This is a genomic window from Streptosporangium sp. NPDC048047 (genome assembly GCF_040653115.1).
Taxonomy (GTDB): domain Bacteria; phylum Actinomycetota; class Actinomycetes; order Streptosporangiales; family Streptosporangiaceae; genus Streptosporangium.
On the sequence record NZ_JBEZNH010000038.1, the window covers coordinates 34,438 to 52,880 of the forward strand.

An 18,443-nucleotide genomic window follows, 5' to 3' on the forward strand; every position below is an offset into this window, starting at 1 on the left:
CCGGTGGGGCCCCACGCCACCCGCCGCCGTCCCGGTTCGAGAGGAAACGCATGGACTTCTGGGGGACGGTTCTCGTCCTGTTCCGGCGCTGGTACGCCGCCGCCCCGGCCTTCGTGCTGTCCCTCGCCGTCGCGGCGGGCGTCTACTCGACGATTCCCACCACCTACATCTCCAGCGCAGTCCTCATCCTGACCACGCCGGTGACCGGCGGGAGCCTGCCGAGCAACCCGCGCTACCCCAACGGCCTGACCAACCCCATGCTCAACTTCGAGCAGGGACTGAACGTCTCGGCCTCGATCCTCATCGCGGTGATGGCGACACCCGACATGGCGGCCGAGCTGGGCGTCGCCGAGGACGCCGCCACCTCCTACAAGGTCACCAACGGCAGCAACAACCTGGAGTCGCTGGCCACCGGCCCGTACCTCTTCGTCGAGGGGGAGAGCCCGTCGCCGGACGGCGCGCGGGAGATCGTGAACCGGGTCCTCGCGCGGGTCAAGCTCGAACTGGCCAATCGGCAGCGGGCGGTGAAGGCCCCCCAGGCGACGTACATCACCACCTACGAGGCGGTGCCGGCGACGACCCCCGAGCCGCAGCGGACCCGCAAGCTGCGGGGCGTCGCCGCCGCGGTGGGCATCGGCGTCGTGGCGAGCCTGTGCGCGGCGTTCGGGACCGAGAGCTTCGCCCGGGCCCGCGCGGCCCGGCGGCGGGGACCGGCCTCGTGACGACCGTCCCCGCCTCAGCCTCCAGTCCCGCCGGATCCGTTTCGGAAGCGCCCGCCGGGTCCGCTCCCGCCGGGTCCGTTTCGGGGGTGCGCGCCGCCTCCGCTCCGGCCGTGCCCGCCGTACCCGTCTCGGACGCGTCGGTGCACGCTCCGCCGGCCCGTCGTCGCGCCGACGGCGCGACCCTGGTCTGCTTCTTCGTCGTGGCCCTGATGATCGTTCCCGCCCGGCTGGTCCTGCGGGGACTGCCGCTGTCGCTGACCCCGGCGAACATCCTGGCCCTGGTCGCCGCCGTCTGCTGGCTGTGCGCGCACTTCACCCTCACGCTGGGGATGGCCAAGGGCCGCACGCCGGTGCGCGTCGCGCTGTTCGTCCACCTGACCGCGATGGTGGTCTCCTACGGGTACGCCACCTACGGCTACCTGCCCTCCGACGAGCTCAACCTCGCCGACCGCGCCCTGATCCTGCTGGTGGCGGGCGCCGGGCTCGCGCTGATGGTGTGCGACGGGGTGCGCGGCGCCGACCGTCTCGACCTCGTGCTGAAGACCGCGGTGGTGGCGGGGGCGGTCATCGCGGTCATCGGCGCCTGCCAGTTCCTGCTCGACCTCGACCTCACCCGGTACCTCCGGCTCCCGATCCTCCGCTACACCTCCGAGGACGGGTTCGTCACCGCCAGGTCCGACTTCCGCCGGGTCGCCGCGACCACGGGTCACCCGATCGAGTTCGGTGTCGTGTGCGCGATGCTCCTCCCGCTCGCCGCCCACTACGGCTTCCAGGCCCGGCGGCTGGGACGGAGAGCGCTGCGCTGGTGGGCGTGCGCCGCCCTGATCGGGGCGGGCCTGATGTTCTCCGTCTCCCGGTCGGCGGTGCTGAGCCTGGGGGCCGTGGGGGTCGTGCTGTTCCTCGGCTGGCCGGCCCGGCGGCGGATCCAGTCCGTGCTCGTCGGGCTGGCGTTCCTCGCGCTGATGCGGCTCACGGCGCCCGGACTCATCAGCACCTTCTACAACCTGTTCGCCAACGCCGGCACCGACGACAGCGTCCGCTACCGCACGCACGACTACGACGTCGCCGCCTACGAGGTCTCCAGGCACATGCTGCTGGGACGCGGGGCCGGCACCTGGTACGCCCCCAAGTACCAGGTCTTCGACAACCAGTACCTGCTGTCGGCGGTGGAGACGGGGCTGATCGGCGTCACGGTGGTCGTCGCGCTGTTCGTGTGCGCGATCTACTCGGGGCTGCGGGCCCGTCACCTGAGCGCCGACCCCGCCACCCGGGACCTCGGCCTGACCCTCGCGGCCTGCCTCGTGGTCCCGCTGGTCGGGGCGGCCACCTTCGACCTGCTGTCCTTCGCCACCGTCACGGGCCTGTCGTTCCTGCTGATCGGTGCCGCCGGATCGCTGCTGCGCACCGCGGCCGGGGAGGCGCGCCCGCGCGCCTCCGGCCACGACGCGGGCCAGGACACCGGCGCCGTACGGTGGCCCGCCCGCACCGGCGGCGCCGCCGGGGAACCGCCGCGGGTGTCCGGGAGCGCGGACGGGGACGGGACGGCTCATCCCGTGCGTTCCACGCCGGGCTCCCGGCCCGTCTCCTCCAGCCGGATGAGCTGACCGGGGTCGAGCGTCAGCCCGGCGGCCGCCGCGGAGTCACGGGCCGTCTCGGGGCGGCTCGCCCCCGGGATCGGGATGACGGCCGGGGACCGGGCCAGCAGCCAGGCCAGGCACACCCGCTGCGGGCTCACGCCGAGCTCGTGGGCTATCTCGTGGAACGCCGCGTACGCCGGGCCGGGCGCGTCGAAGCGGGAAGCGCCGTCGAGCGAGCTACGGGAGACGCCGCCGAGCGGGCTCCACGGCAGGAAGGCGACACCCAGCTCCTCACACAGGCGCAGCTCCGCCTCACCGTGCCGGAAGGCGGGGGAGAACCGGTTCTGCACCGACACCAGCCGGTCACCGAGGATGTCGCGGGCTTGGCGGATCTGCCCGGCGTCGACGTTGGAGACGCCCGCCATGCGGATCTTTCCTGCTTCGAGCAGTTCGGCGAGCGCGCCGACGGAGTCCGTCCAAGGGACGGCGGGATCCGGTTTGTGCAGCTGGTAGAGCCCGATCGCCTCGACGCCGAGCCGTCTCAGCGACGCCTCGCAGGCCCGCCTGAGATGGTCGGGTGAGGCGTCGACCGTCCATGACCCGTCACCGGGCCGGCCCCGTCCTCCCTTGGTGGCGACGAGCACCGAGCCGGCGCCGTCCCCGTACGTCGCGAGCGCGCGGGCGAGCAGTTCCTCGTTGTGACCGGTCTCGCCGGCGTGCCAGTGGTAGGAGTCCGCCGTGTCGATCAGCGTGATCCCGGCGTCGAGCGCCGCGTGGACGGTGGCGATCGCCCGGTCCGCACCGGGCCTCCCCTCGATGGACAGGGGCATGGCGCCCAGTCCGACGGCGCTGACGGCGACGTCGCCGACGACTCGGGTGATCATGATCGGGTACCTCGCGGGCTCTGGGAGGACAGGGCTTCGGAGATGACGTCGGGCAGCCAGTCGGCGGTGTGTGAGAAGACGAATCCGAGCCGGGCGGCCCGCCCGTTGTCCATGCCGTAGTAGTGGCCGAACGCGTACGGCGAGGCCGCACCCCGTGTGACCCGGTAGACCGGGCGGGTCTCGGTCTGCTTCGCGATCCGCTCGCACAGCTCGACGACGTCGAATTCGCCGTGGGAGCGGGCGTTGACGGCGCCGGTGAAGTCCGCCCGCGCCGCCCAGTGCAGGAACTCGGCGATCTCGGTGTGGTGGATGAACGACGACGGGTGGTTCTCCCGGTGGACGTCGACGGCGTGACCGTCGCGGACGCGTTCCGTGTAGTGCGCCAGCCTGCCGGTGAAGTCGGCGGGGCCGCCGCCCATGACGTGGCCGGAGCGCACGCTCACGAAGGGGAAAGCGGCCTCGGCGACGAAGACCGCCTCGGCCTGCCGCTTGCCCTCGCCGTAGTTGTCCTCCAGGAAACGCGGGTCGTGCCAGGGCAGACCCGGATCCGCCGGCCACAGCCGCGGATCGACGGCCTCCTCGGGCATCGGGACGCCGGGGGCGGCCGCCGGAACGCCGTCGCTCAGGGCGTGGTCGTAGACCTCGATGGTCGAGGTCATCACGTACCGTCCGGCGCGGCCGTCGAAGACGCGGGCGGCGATCCCGGCCTGGCGGGGCGTGCCGCACACCTGGTCGATCACCACGTCGAAGGACCGGGAGCCCAGCGCCGTGGTGAGGTCCCGTTCGTCGTCGCGGTCGGCCACGAGGTGGGTGACGCCCGGAGGCGGCGCCTGCGAGCCGCGGTTGACGAGGGTGACCTCGACGCCCGAGTCGCGGAGCAGCGTCACCAGATGCCTGCCGAAGTACCGGCTTCCGCCGATCACACATGCCTTTTTCACGCCCTCAGCCTCCCGTCATACTGCTTTAAGCAGAAGTGGTCATCTGCTTAATCGGCTGTTAGGAGAACTGTTGATCGACTTCCAGCGGCTCCGGATCCTGGAGGAGGTCGCCCGGCACGGCAGCTTCAGCGGAGCCGCCGCCGCACTGCTGGTCACACCGTCGGCCGTCTCTCAGCAGATCGCCGCGCTGGAACGCGCGATCGGCACGCCGGTGGTGCGGCGGAGTACCCGGGGGACGGTGCTCACCGAACCCGGCAGGCTGCTCGTCGAGGCCGCCCGGACGGTCTCCGCCGAACTGCGGCACACCCGTGAGGAGATCGACCGGATCACGAGCGGGCGCGTCACCCTGACGATCGCGACGTTCACCAGCGGGGGCCGGTACCTGCTGCCCGCCGCCCTCGCCCGGTTCACCGCCGCCCATCCGGATGTCGAGCTGACCGTGCTGGAACGCGAGCCCGAGGACAGCCTGCCGATGGTCCGGGAAGGGCATGCCGACATCGCGGTGGCGTACCGGTTCGACGGGCCGCTTCCGATCCCGCCCGGGGACCGGTCGGGCCTCACGTGGACGCCTCTGATGGAGGACCCGATGTCCGTCGTCGTACCCGCCGGACACCGGCTCGCCGGCCGCCCCTCGGTGGAACTGGGCGAGGTGACCGCCGAGCGGTGGGTGATGGGCTGCCTGAAGACGGGTGAGTTCCTCCGCCGGTACGCCACGCTCGCCGGATCCGAGCTGCGGGTCGCGGCGGCCACCACCGACTACTTCTTCGCCCAGACACTGGTCGCCGCGGGGGTCGGGGTCGCCCTGATCCCCGAGGTGGCGTTGCACCCGTTCCCGGACCTGGTCGTCGTACCGGTCGAGCCGCCGCGTCCCACGAGGTACGTCGGCATGGCGGTGACGGACCGCCGGCGCGCGCGGCCGCACGTCGCCGGCCTCGCCGGCGCGCTGCTCGCCGCGGCCGGCGCCGCCGGTCCGCGCCGGGCCGGCGTCGAGCGGCCTGGCGGGTCCTGAGCCGGCTCCGCGTGTCCCGCCCGCGGCGGTGCGTACGGCGGAGCGGGCTCCGGGACCCGCCGGGCCGCCGTCATCCCTTGCAGGGCAGCGGGGCGACGGTCGAGGTGACGCGGTAGTTCTGGTCGATGGTGACCAGCGAGTTTCCCGACCAGTCGATCTTCGCGCAGTCGGCCTCGACGGGCCCGTAGACCCACGAGCGGTCGACGAGCCTGTTGCCCCGGACGACCAGCTGCCCGCGGGCGTTCTTGAGCTGGATGCTGTAGGTGCCGCCCATGATGAGGTTGTCGGTGACGGTGGCGTTCATGATCTGGTCGTCGGTGAGGAAGATGGGTGCGGTGATGTCTTTGGCGTGGCGTTGGTCGACGGTGTTGTGGTGGAAGGTGAGGTTTTTTCCGGTGTTGTAGGTCTGGATGCCGTCGGAGTGGTCGCCGGGGTTGGAGCAGAGGTCGACGTAGGAGTCGCGGATGGTGACGTCGTCGCCGGAGGCGCGGAAGCCGTCGCCGTGGCCGCGGACGTGGACGCGCAGGGCGGTGTACTTGTCCTGGCCGATGCCGGGGAGGGTCTGGCAGCCGGAGGCCGGTCCGACCGTGGAGTCGGCGATGGTGAACCGGAAGGTCCGGCTCCCCTCAGTGTTGATCACCAAGCCGTCGATCCGGCTGTTCCTGACGGTGACGTCGTCGGCGTTGATCAGCAGGTCGCCGGGGATGTGCACGCCGTCGAGGACGGTCCCGGACTTGGTGACGCGGTAGGCGGCGCCGTCCTCGTTCAGGGCCAGGGTCCGGAGCCTCACACCGGACGGCACGCCCGTGCACGCCGGCGTCGGATACCCCGCGCACACCCTGGGGTCGGGGACGGGGTCCGGGTCGCGCGGCGGGACCGGCTTCGACGTGGGCGTGGGTCCGCCTGTTCCGGGCGTGTCGCCAGGTCCGCCGGAGCCCTTGCCGGTCGGCTCGGGCCGGGGGGTCCTGCCGCCCGGGGAGCCGGAGTCGTCGTCCGGAGGGGACGTGGCGTTCCCGCCCGGATCGGGGGACGGGCCGGATGTGGCGGTGCCGTCCGGCTCGGGTGACGGGGAGGGCGTGACGCCCGGCCACCGGTCCTTGCCCGGCCACCGGCCTCTGCCCGGACCCCGGCCCTCACCCGGCCACCGGTCGCCACCGGAGCGCCGGGCGTCGTCCGGTGCCGGGCTCCCGCCGGGCCACCGGTCACCGCCGGAGCGCCGGGCGTCGTCCGGACCCCGGCCCTCGTCCGGTCCCGGGCTCCCGCCGGGCCACGGGTCGTCTCCGGGCCACGCGGTCTCGCCGTCCCACGGGATCTGGTCCGGCCAGTAGCCCCTGTCCTCCCAGCCTCCCCGGTCCGGCGCCGGGGTCGTCTTCCCGGGGAAGGGCCGGGGGGTGGACGACCCGGTGTCCCGCTGCTCCCCGGTCTGGGGACGCCAGCGGAAGACGACGTCCACCCAGTAGTTGTACCGCTTCGGGTTCGACCGCCGGGGGAAGGCGCTGGAGCCGTACCCGAACACGCCCGCGTCGCGCCGCGTCGTGGCCAGCGGGCCGGAGCGGGCCGGGCGGGAGCCAGCGGTGCCCACGTAGGTGCCGTGGACGCTGTGGTAGGAGACCGTGTACGTCCGCCCGGCGGCCAGCCGTACCGGTGAGGCGAAGCGGGCCTCCTGCCAGCCCGTCGCGGTCTCGTCGTCGAAGGTGACCCGTGCCAGTCGCTGCCCGCGGGCGTCCCACAGGCTTCCGGTGTGCTCGCCCTGCTCGCCCCGGGCCTTGTAGAACCGCACGCCCGTCGCCCAGCCGCCGCGGGCCGCGGTGAAGCGCGTCCCGAGCTCGACGGGTGAGCGGTCGGCGTGCGTCCCGGCCCGCACCGGGGCGTCCGGCCGCCACAGACTCGTCTCCTTCGCGCCGGAGCCGGAGCCGGAGCCGGAATCGGAGCCGGTGCCGGTGCCGGAGGTCCCGGAGCCGGACGCGCGGGAGTCCGCGTCGCCGGAGCCGGACGCGCCGGGATCGGAGGCGTCGCCGGGGACCGGGGTGAAGACGGCGGGGGCGGGACGTCCGGCGGCCGCCTCCCGGAAGGCGACGCCGTCGCGGGTGAGGGCCCATACGGCCGGGCCGGTCGCCGCCGCGAGGACGGCGACCAGCGCCGTCGTCAGAACCGGCGGTCGCCGCCGGGATGGTGCGGGTGGTGCGCTCTCGCTATTCCCCTCGTGCCGCGGGGAGCTCGTACTGGACATTCCTGTGACCTCCGCGCCGGTTCTCGCCCGGCTCGATGATGTGTCCGCTTGGTCCTCGCACAGGGGACATTGTTGCGGCTGGGGTCACAGATACGCACCGTTTTCACGAGTATTGGTCTGCGAACGGTCCGGGGATGCTCGGTGAGCGGCCATGCGGACGGCCCGGCGAACGGTTATCCGACAGGCCGGAAATGGAACCGGAAACGACATCGAAAACGGCGCCGGAAAAGGTGAACATTTCGCGCGATTTTCCGATCATCGCGCCGGCCCCCGGCGCCGGAGCGTCCGGGTCCGGGGCGGCGCCCCGCCTTCCCCGCCGGGTCAGCCCGCGCAGGGCAGCGGGCCGACGGTCGAGGTGACGCGGTACTGCTCGTCGATCGTCACCAGCGAGTTTCCCGACCAGTCGATCTTCGCGCATTCCGAGTCGACGGGCCCGTAGACCCACGACCTGTCGACCAGCTTGTTGTCCCGCATGACCATTTTCCCGCGCCCGTTCCTCAACTGGATGCTGTAGGTGCCGCCCATGATGAGGTTGTCGGTGACGGTGGCGTTCATGATCTGGTCGTCGGTGAGGAAGATGGGTGCGGTGATGTCTTTGGCGTGGCGTTGGTCGACGGTGTTGTGGTGGAAGGTGAGGTTCTTTCCGGTGTTGTAGGTCTGGATGCCGTCGGAGTGGTCGCCGGGGTTGGAGCAGAGGTCGACGTAGGAGTCGCGGATGGTGACGTCGTCGCCGGAGGCGCGGAAGCCGTCGCCGTGGCCGCGGACGTGGACGCGCAGGGCGGTGTACTTGTCCTGGCCGATGCCGGGCAGGGTCTGGCAGCCGGAGGCCGGTCCGACCGTGGAGTCGGCGATCGTGAACCGGAAGGTCTTGTCACCGTCGGCGTTGACGACGTATCCGTCGATCCGGCTGTTCCTGACGGTGACGTCGTCGGCGTGGACGAGCAGCACGCCGGGGATGTGCACGCCGTCGAGGACGGTCCCGGACTTGGTGACGCGGTAGGCGGCGCCGTCCTCGTTCAGGGCCAGGGTCCGGAGCCTCACACCGGACGGCACGCCCGTGCACGCCGGCGTCGGATATCCGGGGCAGCGGCCGGCGGCCCCGGGAGCGGGGCCGGTGGTGGACACGGCCGGCCCGGGGGTGGGGCCGCTCCTCGCCGGAGGGGTCTGCGCGGGGGTACCGCATCCGGCCAGCAGCGTCACGGCGGCCACCGGGACGGCGGCGAGCAGCCTGCCCCATCGCATCGCGTCGTTCACCTCGTCGCTTCCGGGGTTCGGAGCCGGTCCCGGAGTCGTTCCCACGATCCCGCGGAAAGATCCCGGTCACTGATCGCGGAGACCGGAAGCGGCCAGTCGATCCCCAGCGCCGGGTCGTCGTAGCGGACCGACAGGTCCTCGGCCGGATCGTGCTCGCGGTCGATGCGGTAGCACACGTCGGTCTGCCCGGTCAGCGCCTGGAACCCGTGCAGCAGTCCCGGCGGCACGTAGAGGGTCACGAAGCTCTCGTCGTCGAGCAGCACCGAGATCCGCTCGCCGAAGGTGGGCGAGTGCGGGCGGGCGTCCACCAGCACGTCGTGCACGGCCCCGCGCGCGCAGCGCACCAGCTTGGCCTCGCCCCGGCCGGAACGGCCGTGCATGCCGCGGATCGTGCCCCGGCGCGAGCGCGACTGGCTGTCCTGGACGAACGCGGCGGGGTCGAGCCCGGCCCGCTCGGCGACGACCGTGTCGAAGGTCCGGGTGAACAGACCCCGGTCGTCACGGTGCGGCGTCGGTACGAACAACAGCACCCCGTCGATGGCGGTTCGCTCTACTCTCAAGGCGTCATCCCCTTTTTCGCGGTTTCACGGTCGGTCGGGAGGCGTTCCGGTGAGCGACCAGGTGAACGATCCTGCGCCGGGCACGGCGGACACCCCGGCGCACGGTCCGCACGATCCGGACCCCTCGGCACACGCTTCGCGCGACCCAGGCGCCCCGGCGCACGGTTCGCACGATCCGGACGCTCCGGCGCACGGTCCGGAGGCCCCGGCGGTCAGTATCGTGGTCCCGGCGCACGACGAGGAGGCCGTCATCGCGGGCGGCCTCGCCCGGCTGCTCGACGGTTCGGCGCCCGGCGAGTTCGACGTCGTAGTGGTGGCCAACGCCTGCTCCGACCGTACGGCGGAAGCCGCCCGGCGGCCGGGCGTGCGGGTCCTGGAGACGCCGGTCCCGGGCAAGGCCCACGCGCTGCGGCTCGGTGACGCGGCCTGCCGTACGTTCCCCCGTCTCTACCTGGACGCCGACGTCGAGCTGGACGCCGCGGCGGTGCGCGCGCTCGTCGCGGCCGCGGCCCGGCCGGGGGTGCTCGCCTGCGCCCCGGTTCCCGACTGGGACCTCACCGGGACCGGCCCGGTCGCCCGGCGCGTGCACCGGGTGCACGACCGGCTCATCGCGCCGCTGCGCGGGCTGGCCGGGGCCGGGGCCTACCTCCTCACCGAGCGGGGGCACGCCAGGGTCTTCCCCATGCCGGACGTGATCTCCGACGACGGCTGGGTGCACGGGAGCTTCGCCCCGCACGAGCGGGCGACCGTGCCCGAGGCCCGGACCGTCGTCCGGCCCGCCCCGACCGTCGCGGCGCACCTCAGGCGGCGGGTACGGGTACGGCTCGGCAACCGGCAGCTCGCCGGGCTGGGCCGGTCCGCGGCCGAGGGACGCCTGAGGCTCGGCTCGCTGGCCGCCCTGGTGCGGGGGCGCCGGGTGAGCCCGCTCGACGCGGCCTGCTACCTCGCCGTCCTGCTCGCGGACCGGGTGCTGACCCGGGTGCGCGCCCGCCGCGACGGCCGGGTCCAGTGGGGCACGGACGGCGGCAGCCGCGCCCGCCCGGCCCGCTGACCCGCGCACCGCGCCACGCCGCGCGGCGACCGCCCGGGTTCCGCGTGCCGTGCCGTGCCGTACGGCGGTCGCCGTCGCCGGGCGGACCGGCCTCCGCGGGCCCGCCGCGGCGGGCTCAGACGTCGGGGGCATCGGGTCTCTCGGTGATCGAGTAGACCCGGGTCAGGCCGAACGGGCCCTCCTGCCGGGTCCCGCGCCCGTGCGTCACCGTGCGCAGAGGGCGGAAACGGCCGGTGCCCAGGAGGAACTCCTCCTCCGTGGGGTTGAAGTAGATCACCGTGACCCGGCGCGGGCTGCGGTCCACGCTCGCGAGCAGCCGCTCGATCACGGTCTCGAAGGTCTCCCCCCGGAAAGGGTTGTTGAGGAACACCACGCTGACGTCGTCGGGGATCCGGTAGTCGAGCACGTCCGACCGGACCAGCTCGACGTCCCGGCAGCGCAGGCGCAGACGGGTGCTCGAGAGGTTCCGCCGGGCGATGTCGTTGAGCTGCTCCGACAGCTCGACGCCGATCACCTTCCCGAACCGGTAGCGGGAGGCGGCCTCCAGCACCATGCGGCCCATGCCGGACCCCAGGTCGACGAACACGTCGCGCTCGCCGACCTCGTCCCCGGGCAGCGCCCGGCGCAGCGTCCGCCAGTTCGCCGCCGAGTAGTAGACCCGGTCGTCGCGGGCCAGCCCGAAGTCCTCCAGGCTCACGACCTCGGCGGTCCGCACGCCGTACCGGCGTTCGAAGAGCAGCCGCCCCGCGGCGCGGCGGAGCCACCGGTGGGCCCGTCCGAACCCGCCCAGCAGGGCGCCCGCCACCGCCGCCGCCGCGTCGGCGACGGCCTCCGCGACGGGGGCGGCCTCGGTGGACACGACGGTCTCGACGAGCACGCTCACGATGACCACTCCTTCGTCGTCATGCCGGTACGGATCCGGCGCCGGGGTTCTCCGAAGCGGGTCCCGTGCCGGGATCTCTCAACACGGGCCCGGTGCCGGCGTCCCGCGGTGCGGATCCCGCGCCGGGGCTTCCCGGACGCGACGTCCTCCTCCGTCCGGAGCCCGGAGCCCGGAGGTCACGACCCCGCGCGCCGGGGACGGGCGGCCTCGTAGGCGGCCAGCAGCGCCGCCCGGGAGTGCTCCCAGGACAGCGGCCCGGCGACCCGGGCCCGGCCGATCTCGCCCATCCGCCGCCGCTCCTCCGGGTCGTCGAGCAGGCGGGCGACGAGCTTGGCGAACGCCGACTCGTCATTGGCCGGCGCGTACAGCGCGGCGTCCCCGGCCGATACCCTCGCCTCCCGCAGGTCGAAGGAGACGACCGGGCGGGCCATCGCCATGTACTCCATGATCTTGTTCATGGTCGACACGTCGTTGAGCGGGTTGAGCGGGTCGGGCGCCAGGCAGACGTCGGCGGCGGACAGGTAGCGCAGCAGGTCGTCGTCGGGGATCCGGCCGGTGAACTCCACCTGGCCGGCCAGGCCCAGCTCGCGGGAGAGGGCCACCATGTCGTCGAAGGTGTCGCCCGCGCCGACGAACACCGCGTGCCAGTCCGTACGGCCCAGCTCGTCGCGGAGCCGGGCCAGCGACCGCAGCGCGTAGTCCACCCCGTCCTGCGGGCCCATCACCCCGAGGTAGCACAGCAGGTACGGTTTGCCCCGCTTGAGCCCCTCCTCGACGGGCACCTGGTGGAACCGCTCGACCATCGGGGCGCTGCGCACCACGAACACCCGGTCCGGCCGTTTCCCGCCCCGCCGGATCGCGACGTCGCGGTAGCTCTCGTTGGTCGCGATGACCACGTCGGCAGCGCGGTAGGTGAGCCGTTCCAGGAGGCGGACGGCCCGGTAGAGGAGGTCCTCGCCGCGGCCGAAGCGCGACAGGTACAGCTCGGGCACCAGGTCGTGCTGGTCGAAGACGAACCGGGCGTCGCGCCGCCGCATCGCCAGCGCCACCAGGAACAGCAGGTCGGGCGGGTTGCAGGCGTGCACGACGTGCACAGGCCCGACCCGCCGGGCCAGCCGGAAGGTGTGCCACAGCGCCGTGCCGTACTCCCGCAGGTAGCCGAGCGGGCCGCCGGTCGCGGCCCGCAGCGGGTAGCGGTGGATGCGCACCCCCTCCACCTCGGCGTACGGCTCGGTGTCCCGTTTCGTGCCCCGCGGGCAGATGACGTGCACCTCCCAGCCGGCGTCGCGCAGCGCGGTGCTCTCCTGCCAGACCCGGCGGTCGAACGGCACGGAGAGGTTCTCGACGAGGATGAGTGCTTTCCTACCAGCCAAGGCCCACGTATCCAGGGTGTGCCCGGCGCGCGGCGGCGTCGGGGAGGCGGACGAGGTCGATGATCGCGCGGTCTCCTGCTCCGGCCAGCGCGTCCAGCACGGCGGGGTCCTTGCAGCCGACGACGCAGACGTCGGCGTGCGCGAGCACCTCGTCCGCGGAGCCGCTCAGCAGGTCGCCCAGGTGCGGCAGCCTGCTGGCGATGTAGTCGCGGTTGGCCCCCATCAGTCGTGACAGGGAGACGTTGGCGTCGTAGATGCGCAGGTCGTAGCCCTTGCCCAGGAGCCGTTCGGCCAGCTCGACCATGGGGCTCTCCCGCAGGTCGTCGGTGCCCGGCTTGAACGACAGCCCGAACAGCCCGACCCGGCGGCCGCCCGCGGCGGTGACCAGCTCGAAGGCGCGGCGCAGGTGGTCCTCGTTGGACGGCAGGACGTGCGCCAGCAGCGGCACCGAGACGTCGGCCCGCCGGGCCGCGTACACCAGGCCCCGCAGGTCCTTGGGCAGGCACGAGCCGCCGAAGGCGAAGCCCGGCCGCAGGTAGGCCGGGCTGACGTTGAGCTTGCGGTCGGCGAGGAAGACGTCCATCACCCGGTGGGAGTCGAGCCCGAGCGCCTGGCAGATCGCGCCGATCTCGTTCGCGAAACTGATCTTCAGGCCGTGGAAGGCGTTGTCGGTGTACTTCGTCATCTCGGCCACCGTGATCGGCACCCGGAACACCTCGCCCGGCAGCCCCTCGTAGAGCGCGGCCACCACGTCGCCGCTCGCGCGGTCGAGTTCGCCGATGACGGTCTTGGGCGGGTCGAAGAAGTCGCGCACGCTGGTGCCCTCGCGGAGGAACTCCGGGTTGACCGCCACACCGAAGCCGGTCCCGGCGACCAGGCCGGACTCCCGCTCCAGGATCGGGACCAGCAGGTCCTCGCAGGTGCCGGGGAGCATGGTGCTGCGGAAGACGACGGTGTGCCGCCCGGCTCCGTCCACGGGGGTTCCAGCCGCCGACGTTCGGGTGGCGGGCGTCCCGGCGGGTGCCCCTGCATCGGCCGGTGTCCCGGTGACGGGTGCCTTGGCGGTCAGCGCGCGGCCGATCTGCTCGGCGACCCGCTCCAGGTAGGCGGTGGACAGGCTGCCGTTCGGTGCGGACGGCGTGCCCACGCAGACCAGCGAGACGTCGGTCGCGCCGACCGCCTCCGCGACGTCGGCCGTGGCCCGCAGCGCGCCGCTCCGCACGGCCTCCGCGGTCAGCTCGCCGATGCGCTCCTCGACGACCGGGGCCAGGCCGCGGGCGACCAGGTCGACCTTCGACGGGTTGACGTCGACGCCGACCACCTCGTGCCCGGCGGAGGCGAGGCAGGCGGCGGAGACGCAGCCGACGTAACCGAGCCCGAAAACGCTGATTCTCACTGGGGACCGCCTCCATGGGGTCGTCCGCCGTCCGCGGGCGGGAGGCGTTTTCCGCGCCCCGCACTGCTCGTTCTTTGATCAGGTGATTTTCTGCGAGCGTTACGAAGTGAAAAATGGAAGCTCTGGCTCTTATGGCATTAATTTCTCATTAATGTGCGGATTTTTCGGGTCATATTTTGTAACCCAGGACCCAGGGGAGACGCCTTCGCCGCGGCCACCGCCGAGTCGCGCGCCCGCCGCAGCGCCCGCCGGGCCGCGCTCCGGGTCACCAGCCCCTGGCACACCGCCGTCTCACCGGTCTTGGCCCGCCGCTTGTACTCGTCGTCCCCCCGTCCGAGGTCGACGCGGGTGATGCCGAGGGACGGGGCGGCGGCGGCGATCTCACGCAGCAGGATCCACCCGGGGGCGAGGCCCGCGAAGGCCGGATCGTAGACGGGGAACCACCAGTGCAGCACGTTTCCCGAGCGGATCCCGAAATGCGCGGCGATCAGGTGCGGACCCGCGTGCACCGCGGACAGGATCCCGCCGAACGAGGGGCCCCGCACCCGCAGCAGCCGCTCCAGCAGCTCGCGGCGGCCCGGCTCGGCGAAGTGGTCGCGGACGCCGGTGGCGGCGTACTGCGCCCGCTTCAGCGCCACCACCCGCCCGAGGATCTCCGGGTCGGCCGCGTCGGCGGTGAAGCGCACCGCGCCGTGGTCCCGCTCGGCCCGCCTCGCGCGGCGCCGCGCCTGCGCCATGTTGTCCCGGCCGCTGCGCGAGGCCCGGCCCAGATACCCCTCCAGCCCCCCGGTGACGTCGATGTACGGCGACGCCCGCCGCGACTCCACCCACGGGGCGAAGTCCGGGCAGCTCTCCACGAGGTGGTCGAACGAGAAGCCGCGCACCCCGCCGGTGAGCAGGGCCGAAGGAGGGAAGGACGACCCGGCCGCGAGCACCGGCCCCTGGAAGTCGGCGCCCGGCCAGCCCACGGGCCTGGCCAGCGACCCCTCGCGGTGGTGGGGCAGCAGGGCGCGGACCGTGCCGCCGCCGTCCCGGCCGACGGCGACCCGCACCTCGAAGCCGCTCGCGTGCACGGCGGCGGTGAAGCCCGGGTGGAAGTAGGGGCTGTCCAGCAGCGGGTTGGCCGCCCGCAGCGAATGCCAGGCGTCGAGCTCCTCGGCGGTGAGCGCGTCGAAGCCCACCGTCCGGACGGTCCGAACGGCCTGAGCGGCCTGAGCGGCCTGGACGGTTCGCGCGGGCGGCGCCGCGTCCGAGGGCATGGTCATCGTGGTCTCCCGTCGCCGGTCAGTCGGCGAGCTTGCGGAGCCGGCGTGACGGCAGCAGCAGCGCCATGACCGACGCCCGCGCCGTACGGCGACCGGCGAGCGCGCGGACCGCCTCGCCGAGGACGACCACGGTGAAGAAGAGGGATCCGGCGGCAGGGCCCCGGCGCCGCCGGAACAGCCGCACCCGGTTGACGGTGAGCAGCGCGGCCAGGGTGGGGTTGACGCCGGAGTCGCCGCCGATGTGCTCGAACACCGACGACGGTTCGTACCACAGCGTCCATCCGCGGTCCGCGGCGCGCAGCGCGAACTCGGTCTCCTCGCTGTAGAGGAGGAACGACTCGTCCCACGGGCCGATCTCCCGGATGAGGTCGGTGGAGACGAGCATGGCCGCGCCCGTCGCCCACGCGGCCGGACCGGCCCGCTCGTACTCCGCGGGGTCGGTGACCAGCTCCCCCAGGGTGCCGATCCGGCCCGCGAGGCCGCCGCCGATCACCGCCTCGGCCAGCGCCCGCCGTACGGTCGGGGTACGGCGCAGCGAGGGCTGCAGGCTGCCGTCCGGGTTCACCAGCCGCGGTACGGCGATGCCGCACCCGGGCCGCCGGAGGGCCTCGGCGAGGGGGGCCAGCGAGCCCGGCCGCAGCCGGCAGTCGGGGTTGACCACCAGCACCGCGTCGAGCGCGGCGAGGTCGAGCTCCGCGGGCTCCGCGGGCTCCGCGAGCTCCGCGACCCCGGCGTTGACCGCCGCGGCGTACCCGGCGTTGCGGCCGAGCTGGACGGTCCGGATCGGCAGGTCCGTCGCCTCCCCGGCGATCCGCAGCGAGTCGTCCCGGGAGGCGTTGTCGGCCACGACGACGCGCGCGAGGTTCGTCCCGCGCGCGCCCTCGGCGAGGGAGCGCAGGCAGCCCGGGAGGACCTCCGCGCTGTTGTAGGTGACGACCACCACGGCGATCCTGGGGGCACCAGACGTCATGTACGGCTCATCGCGCCGCAGCGGGACGCCGTTACCGCGTTCCAAAAAGGCGCTGGAACCCGCCCGTGAGATCCGGAGGACGCCGGGGTCGTGATGAGGCTCCGTGTGACCGGTGCCGCCGGACGCCGGGGGTCGTGATGAGGTTCTGTGCGGCCGGTGCCGCCGGACGCCGGGGGTCGTGGTGAGGCTCCGCGTGGCCGGTGTGACCGGTGTGGCCGGTGCCGCCGGGCGCCGGTCAGCCGCGGACCCGCTTTACCACCCGGGCGACCGCCCTGCGGGCGCGCAGCGGCAGCGGCGGGGTGCCGTCCACGACACGGGACGCCCAGCCCGGGTCGATGTCGTGCCGCAGGCTGTTGCGTGCCTGGAGCCAGGAACCCGGGCGGGCCCGCCCCCCGTCGCTGGTGTAGGCGCGGGTCACCCCGGCTCGTCTCAGCATGCCGAGCACCCGGCGGTCGTAGGACCCGAACGGGATGGCCACCCTCGTCACCGGCCCGCCCACCAGCTCACCGAGCAGGCGGTTCGCGCCGTCGATCTCCTCCCGCGCCCGGCCGGCGTCCAGCCGCCGCCAGTCGCGGTGGGCCCAGCCGTGCGAGCCGATCCGCATGCCCGCCGCGGCGAGCTCGCGGACCCCGTCGGCGTCCAGCCTGCCCGGTTCGCCCAGGAGCCCGGCCAGCACGAAGAACTCCGCGGTCAGGCCGCGTTCGAGCAGCCGGGGGAGGGCGATCTCCACGTCGGAGGCGTTGCCGTCGTCGAAGGTGATGCGGACGTCGGGACGGCCCGCCACGGCGTCGAGCACCCGCTCGAACCGTTCCACATCCACCCAGGTCTCGTCCTCGCCCTCGTCGAGCGGGCGGACGGCCGGGCCGACGCCGTGGACCGTGAGGTTGACGACCGACTCCACCAGCGTCCCCTTCTCCGGCCGGGGTCCCCGGCCACACCGGACGGCGGGGCGGTGTGCGGTCTTCCGGCTCCGTCCGGGATATCGGGGCCGCCCGCGTTCCCCGTTACAGACGGCGGACGCGGGACCGGCCGGGCACCGGGCCGACACGGCCGAGGCGGACCGGGCGACCGCGGTCGCCGTACGGCGTCGGCCGTCATACGGCGGCCGGCCGCCGGGCGGGCCGGTGGACCCCCGGAACGAGCCGGTGGATCAGGACGGACCCGGCGTGTCCTGGAACTCGCCGGCCCGCAACCGGTCGGCGTACCAGGCGACGGTACGGCGCAGGCCGTCCTCCAGCCCGATGACGGGCCGCCAGCCGAGCACGTCGGCGGTGGGGCCGATGTCGGCGATCCGGGCGCCGTCCAGCGGCCGGTCGGGGAGCGCGCCGTAGCGGGGACGCGCCACGCCGCCGGTGATCCGGACCAGCAGTTCGGCGGTGTCGCGGATGGTCGTCCTCGTGCCCGAGCCGACGTCCAGGCTCCGGCCGGCCGCCTCCGGGGTCGCGGCGGCGGCCATGAACGCCTCGACGACGTCGTCCACGTGGATCCAGTCGATCTCGCGCTTGCCGCTGCTCAGGGCCGGCTCCCGCCCCCGCAGCAGCGACAACGCCATGTACGGCACCAGCCGGGCGAGGTTCCGCTCGCCCTGGCCGTAGACCATCGCGACGCGCAGGTTCGTCACGGGGACGTCCCACAGGCGGTGGAACATCAGGGCGTAGCCGCGCGCGGCCGACTTCGCGGCCGCGTAGGGGGAGGACGGCACGGCGTCGCCCTCGTCCGGGCGGAGCTCCTCCACCGACCCGGCCAGCACCACCCGCGCCCCGGGGTCCTCGGCGACCGCGGTCAGCAGGTTGACCACGCTCGCCAGGTTGGAGCGGAGCATCGTCGGGACGAGCCGGGGGTCGCGGGCTCCGGCGACCTCGCTGGCGAGGTGGAAGACGACGTCGGGCCGGACGGAGCGGACCAGCGCCCCGGCCTCCTCGGTGTCGCCGACGTCGGCGACGTGCCAGGTCCGGCCGTGCCCGGCCGTCCGGCCGGGTCTGCGGCTGACCGCGTGCACCTGCGCGCCGAGGGCGGCCAGGCGTTCCACCAGGCGGGTCCCGATGAACCCGGTGGCGCCCGTCACCAGCACGCGGCGATCGTGCCAGCCGGAGGACCCGGAGGACCCGGAGCCTCCCGGACCTTCGGAGCCCGCGAAGGCACCGGAGCCCGTGAAATCCCCGGAACCCGTGAAGCCTCCGGAGCCCGGGGAGCCCCCGGAGCCGCCGGGGTGCTCGGAGCCCGGGAGGCCCCCGGAGTCCGTGGAACCGCCGGGGCCCTCATACCCGGGCGCGCTCGGCCGTTCGGATTCCGGGACGGTCGGCATGGGTGTCTCCCAGGGGTCGATGACGG

The 18,443-nt window shown here is 73.7% G+C and carries 16 protein-coding genes; 4 read left to right on the forward strand and 12 right to left on the reverse strand.

Features of this window, described 5'->3' with window-relative positions; all coding sequences use genetic code 11:
* The first annotated feature begins 50 nt into the window (after positions 1 to 50).
* Both AB0D67_RS27145 and AB0D67_RS27150 read left to right on the forward strand, forming a co-directional pair.
* Positions 51 to 722 (forward strand): hypothetical protein, encoded by a 672-nt coding sequence (locus AB0D67_RS27145; RefSeq protein ID WP_362941647.1) that lies wholly within the window; start codon positions 51 to 53, stop codon positions 720 to 722.
* Positions 723 to 832: 110 nt separating this feature from the next.
* Entirely contained in the window at positions 833 to 2,326 is a 1,494-nt protein-coding gene (locus AB0D67_RS27150) for an O-antigen ligase family protein (RefSeq protein ID WP_362941654.1), read from the forward strand.
* Here the strand turns inward: AB0D67_RS27150 and AB0D67_RS27155 are convergent.
* The gene (locus AB0D67_RS27155; RefSeq protein ID WP_362941664.1) at positions 2,269 to 3,183 is read right to left on the reverse strand and encodes an aldo/keto reductase; all 915 of its coding nucleotides are present in this window, start codon (positions 3,181 to 3,183) and stop codon (positions 2,269 to 2,271) included. The genes AB0D67_RS27150 and AB0D67_RS27155 overlap by 58 nt on opposite strands.
* The gene (locus AB0D67_RS27160; RefSeq protein ID WP_362941670.1) at positions 3,180 to 4,121 is read right to left on the reverse strand and encodes an NAD-dependent epimerase/dehydratase family protein; all 942 of its coding nucleotides are present in this window, start codon (positions 4,119 to 4,121) and stop codon (positions 3,180 to 3,182) included. The genes AB0D67_RS27155 and AB0D67_RS27160 overlap by 4 nt, the downstream gene beginning before the upstream one ends.
* 70 nt (positions 4,122 to 4,191) lie before the next feature.
* On the opposite strand from AB0D67_RS27160, the gene AB0D67_RS27165 reads away from it, so the two are divergent.
* On the forward strand, positions 4,192 to 5,130 hold the full coding sequence (locus AB0D67_RS27165) for a LysR substrate-binding domain-containing protein (protein ID WP_362941675.1): 939 nt from the start codon (positions 4,192 to 4,194) through the stop codon (positions 5,128 to 5,130).
* Positions 5,131 to 5,200: 70 nt separating this feature from the next.
* Here AB0D67_RS27165 and AB0D67_RS27170 read toward each other — a convergent pair whose 3' ends face one another.
* From AB0D67_RS27170 to AB0D67_RS27180, 3 genes are all read right to left on the reverse strand, one after another.
* The gene (locus AB0D67_RS27170) at positions 5,201 to 7,360 is read right to left on the reverse strand and encodes a DUF4082 domain-containing protein (RefSeq protein WP_362941680.1); all 2,160 of its coding nucleotides are present in this window, start codon (positions 7,358 to 7,360) and stop codon (positions 5,201 to 5,203) included.
* 321 nt (positions 7,361 to 7,681) lie between these two features.
* Positions 7,682 to 8,614 carry a hypothetical protein gene (locus AB0D67_RS27175; RefSeq protein ID WP_362941685.1) on the reverse strand — a complete coding sequence of 311 codons (933 nt, stop codon included), beginning with the start codon at positions 8,612 to 8,614 and terminating at the stop codon, positions 7,682 to 7,684.
* Entirely contained in the window at positions 8,611 to 9,174 is a 564-nt protein-coding gene (locus AB0D67_RS27180) for a dTDP-4-dehydrorhamnose 3,5-epimerase family protein (protein WP_362941690.1), read from the reverse strand. Before AB0D67_RS27180 ends, AB0D67_RS27175 begins: the two co-directional genes overlap by 4 nt.
* Before the next feature lie 220 nt (positions 9,175 to 9,394).
* On the opposite strand from AB0D67_RS27180, the gene AB0D67_RS27185 reads away from it, so the two are divergent.
* Positions 9,395 to 10,225, forward strand: coding sequence for a glycosyltransferase (locus tag AB0D67_RS27185; protein ID WP_362941695.1), 831 nt, complete (start codon positions 9,395 to 9,397; stop codon positions 10,223 to 10,225).
* Positions 10,226 to 10,340: 115 nt separating this feature from the next.
* Here the strand turns inward: AB0D67_RS27185 and AB0D67_RS27190 are convergent, their stop codons facing one another.
* The 7 genes from AB0D67_RS27190 to AB0D67_RS27220 all read right to left on the reverse strand — a co-directional run bounded on the left by AB0D67_RS27190 (position 10,341) and on the right by AB0D67_RS27220 (position 18,183).
* Positions 10,341 to 11,108, reverse strand: coding sequence for a class I SAM-dependent methyltransferase (locus AB0D67_RS27190; RefSeq protein WP_362941698.1), 768 nt, complete (start codon positions 11,106 to 11,108; stop codon positions 10,341 to 10,343).
* Positions 11,109 to 11,284: 176 nt separating this feature from the next.
* Positions 11,285 to 12,481: a glycosyltransferase family 4 protein gene (locus AB0D67_RS27195; RefSeq protein WP_362941703.1), complete on the reverse strand. Its 1,197-nt coding sequence runs from the start codon at positions 12,479 to 12,481 to the stop codon at positions 11,285 to 11,287.
* A complete protein-coding gene (locus AB0D67_RS27200; protein WP_362941707.1) occupies positions 12,471 to 13,877 on the reverse strand; it encodes a nucleotide sugar dehydrogenase in 1,407 nt (468 codons plus the stop codon). Before AB0D67_RS27200 ends, AB0D67_RS27195 begins: the two co-directional genes overlap by 11 nt.
* Before the next feature lie 137 nt (positions 13,878 to 14,014).
* Positions 14,015 to 15,142, reverse strand: a complete 1,128-nt coding sequence (locus AB0D67_RS27205) for a GNAT family N-acetyltransferase (RefSeq protein ID WP_362941710.1) — start codon at positions 15,140 to 15,142, stop codon at positions 14,015 to 14,017.
* A 19-nt stretch (positions 15,143 to 15,161) separates the two neighbouring features.
* Positions 15,162 to 16,112 carry a glycosyltransferase family 2 protein gene (locus AB0D67_RS27210; protein ID WP_362941713.1) on the reverse strand — a complete coding sequence of 317 codons (951 nt, stop codon included), beginning with the start codon at positions 16,110 to 16,112 and terminating at the stop codon, positions 15,162 to 15,164.
* Between the two features lie 235 nt (positions 16,113 to 16,347).
* Entirely contained in the window at positions 16,348 to 17,013 is a 666-nt protein-coding gene (locus tag AB0D67_RS27215; protein ID WP_362941716.1) for a polysaccharide deacetylase family protein, read from the reverse strand.
* Between the two features lie 249 nt (positions 17,014 to 17,262).
* Positions 17,263 to 18,183: an NAD(P)-dependent oxidoreductase gene (locus tag AB0D67_RS27220; protein ID WP_362941719.1), complete on the reverse strand. Its 921-nt coding sequence runs from the start codon at positions 18,181 to 18,183 to the stop codon at positions 17,263 to 17,265.
* Positions 18,184 to 18,443 lie beyond the last annotated feature (260 nt).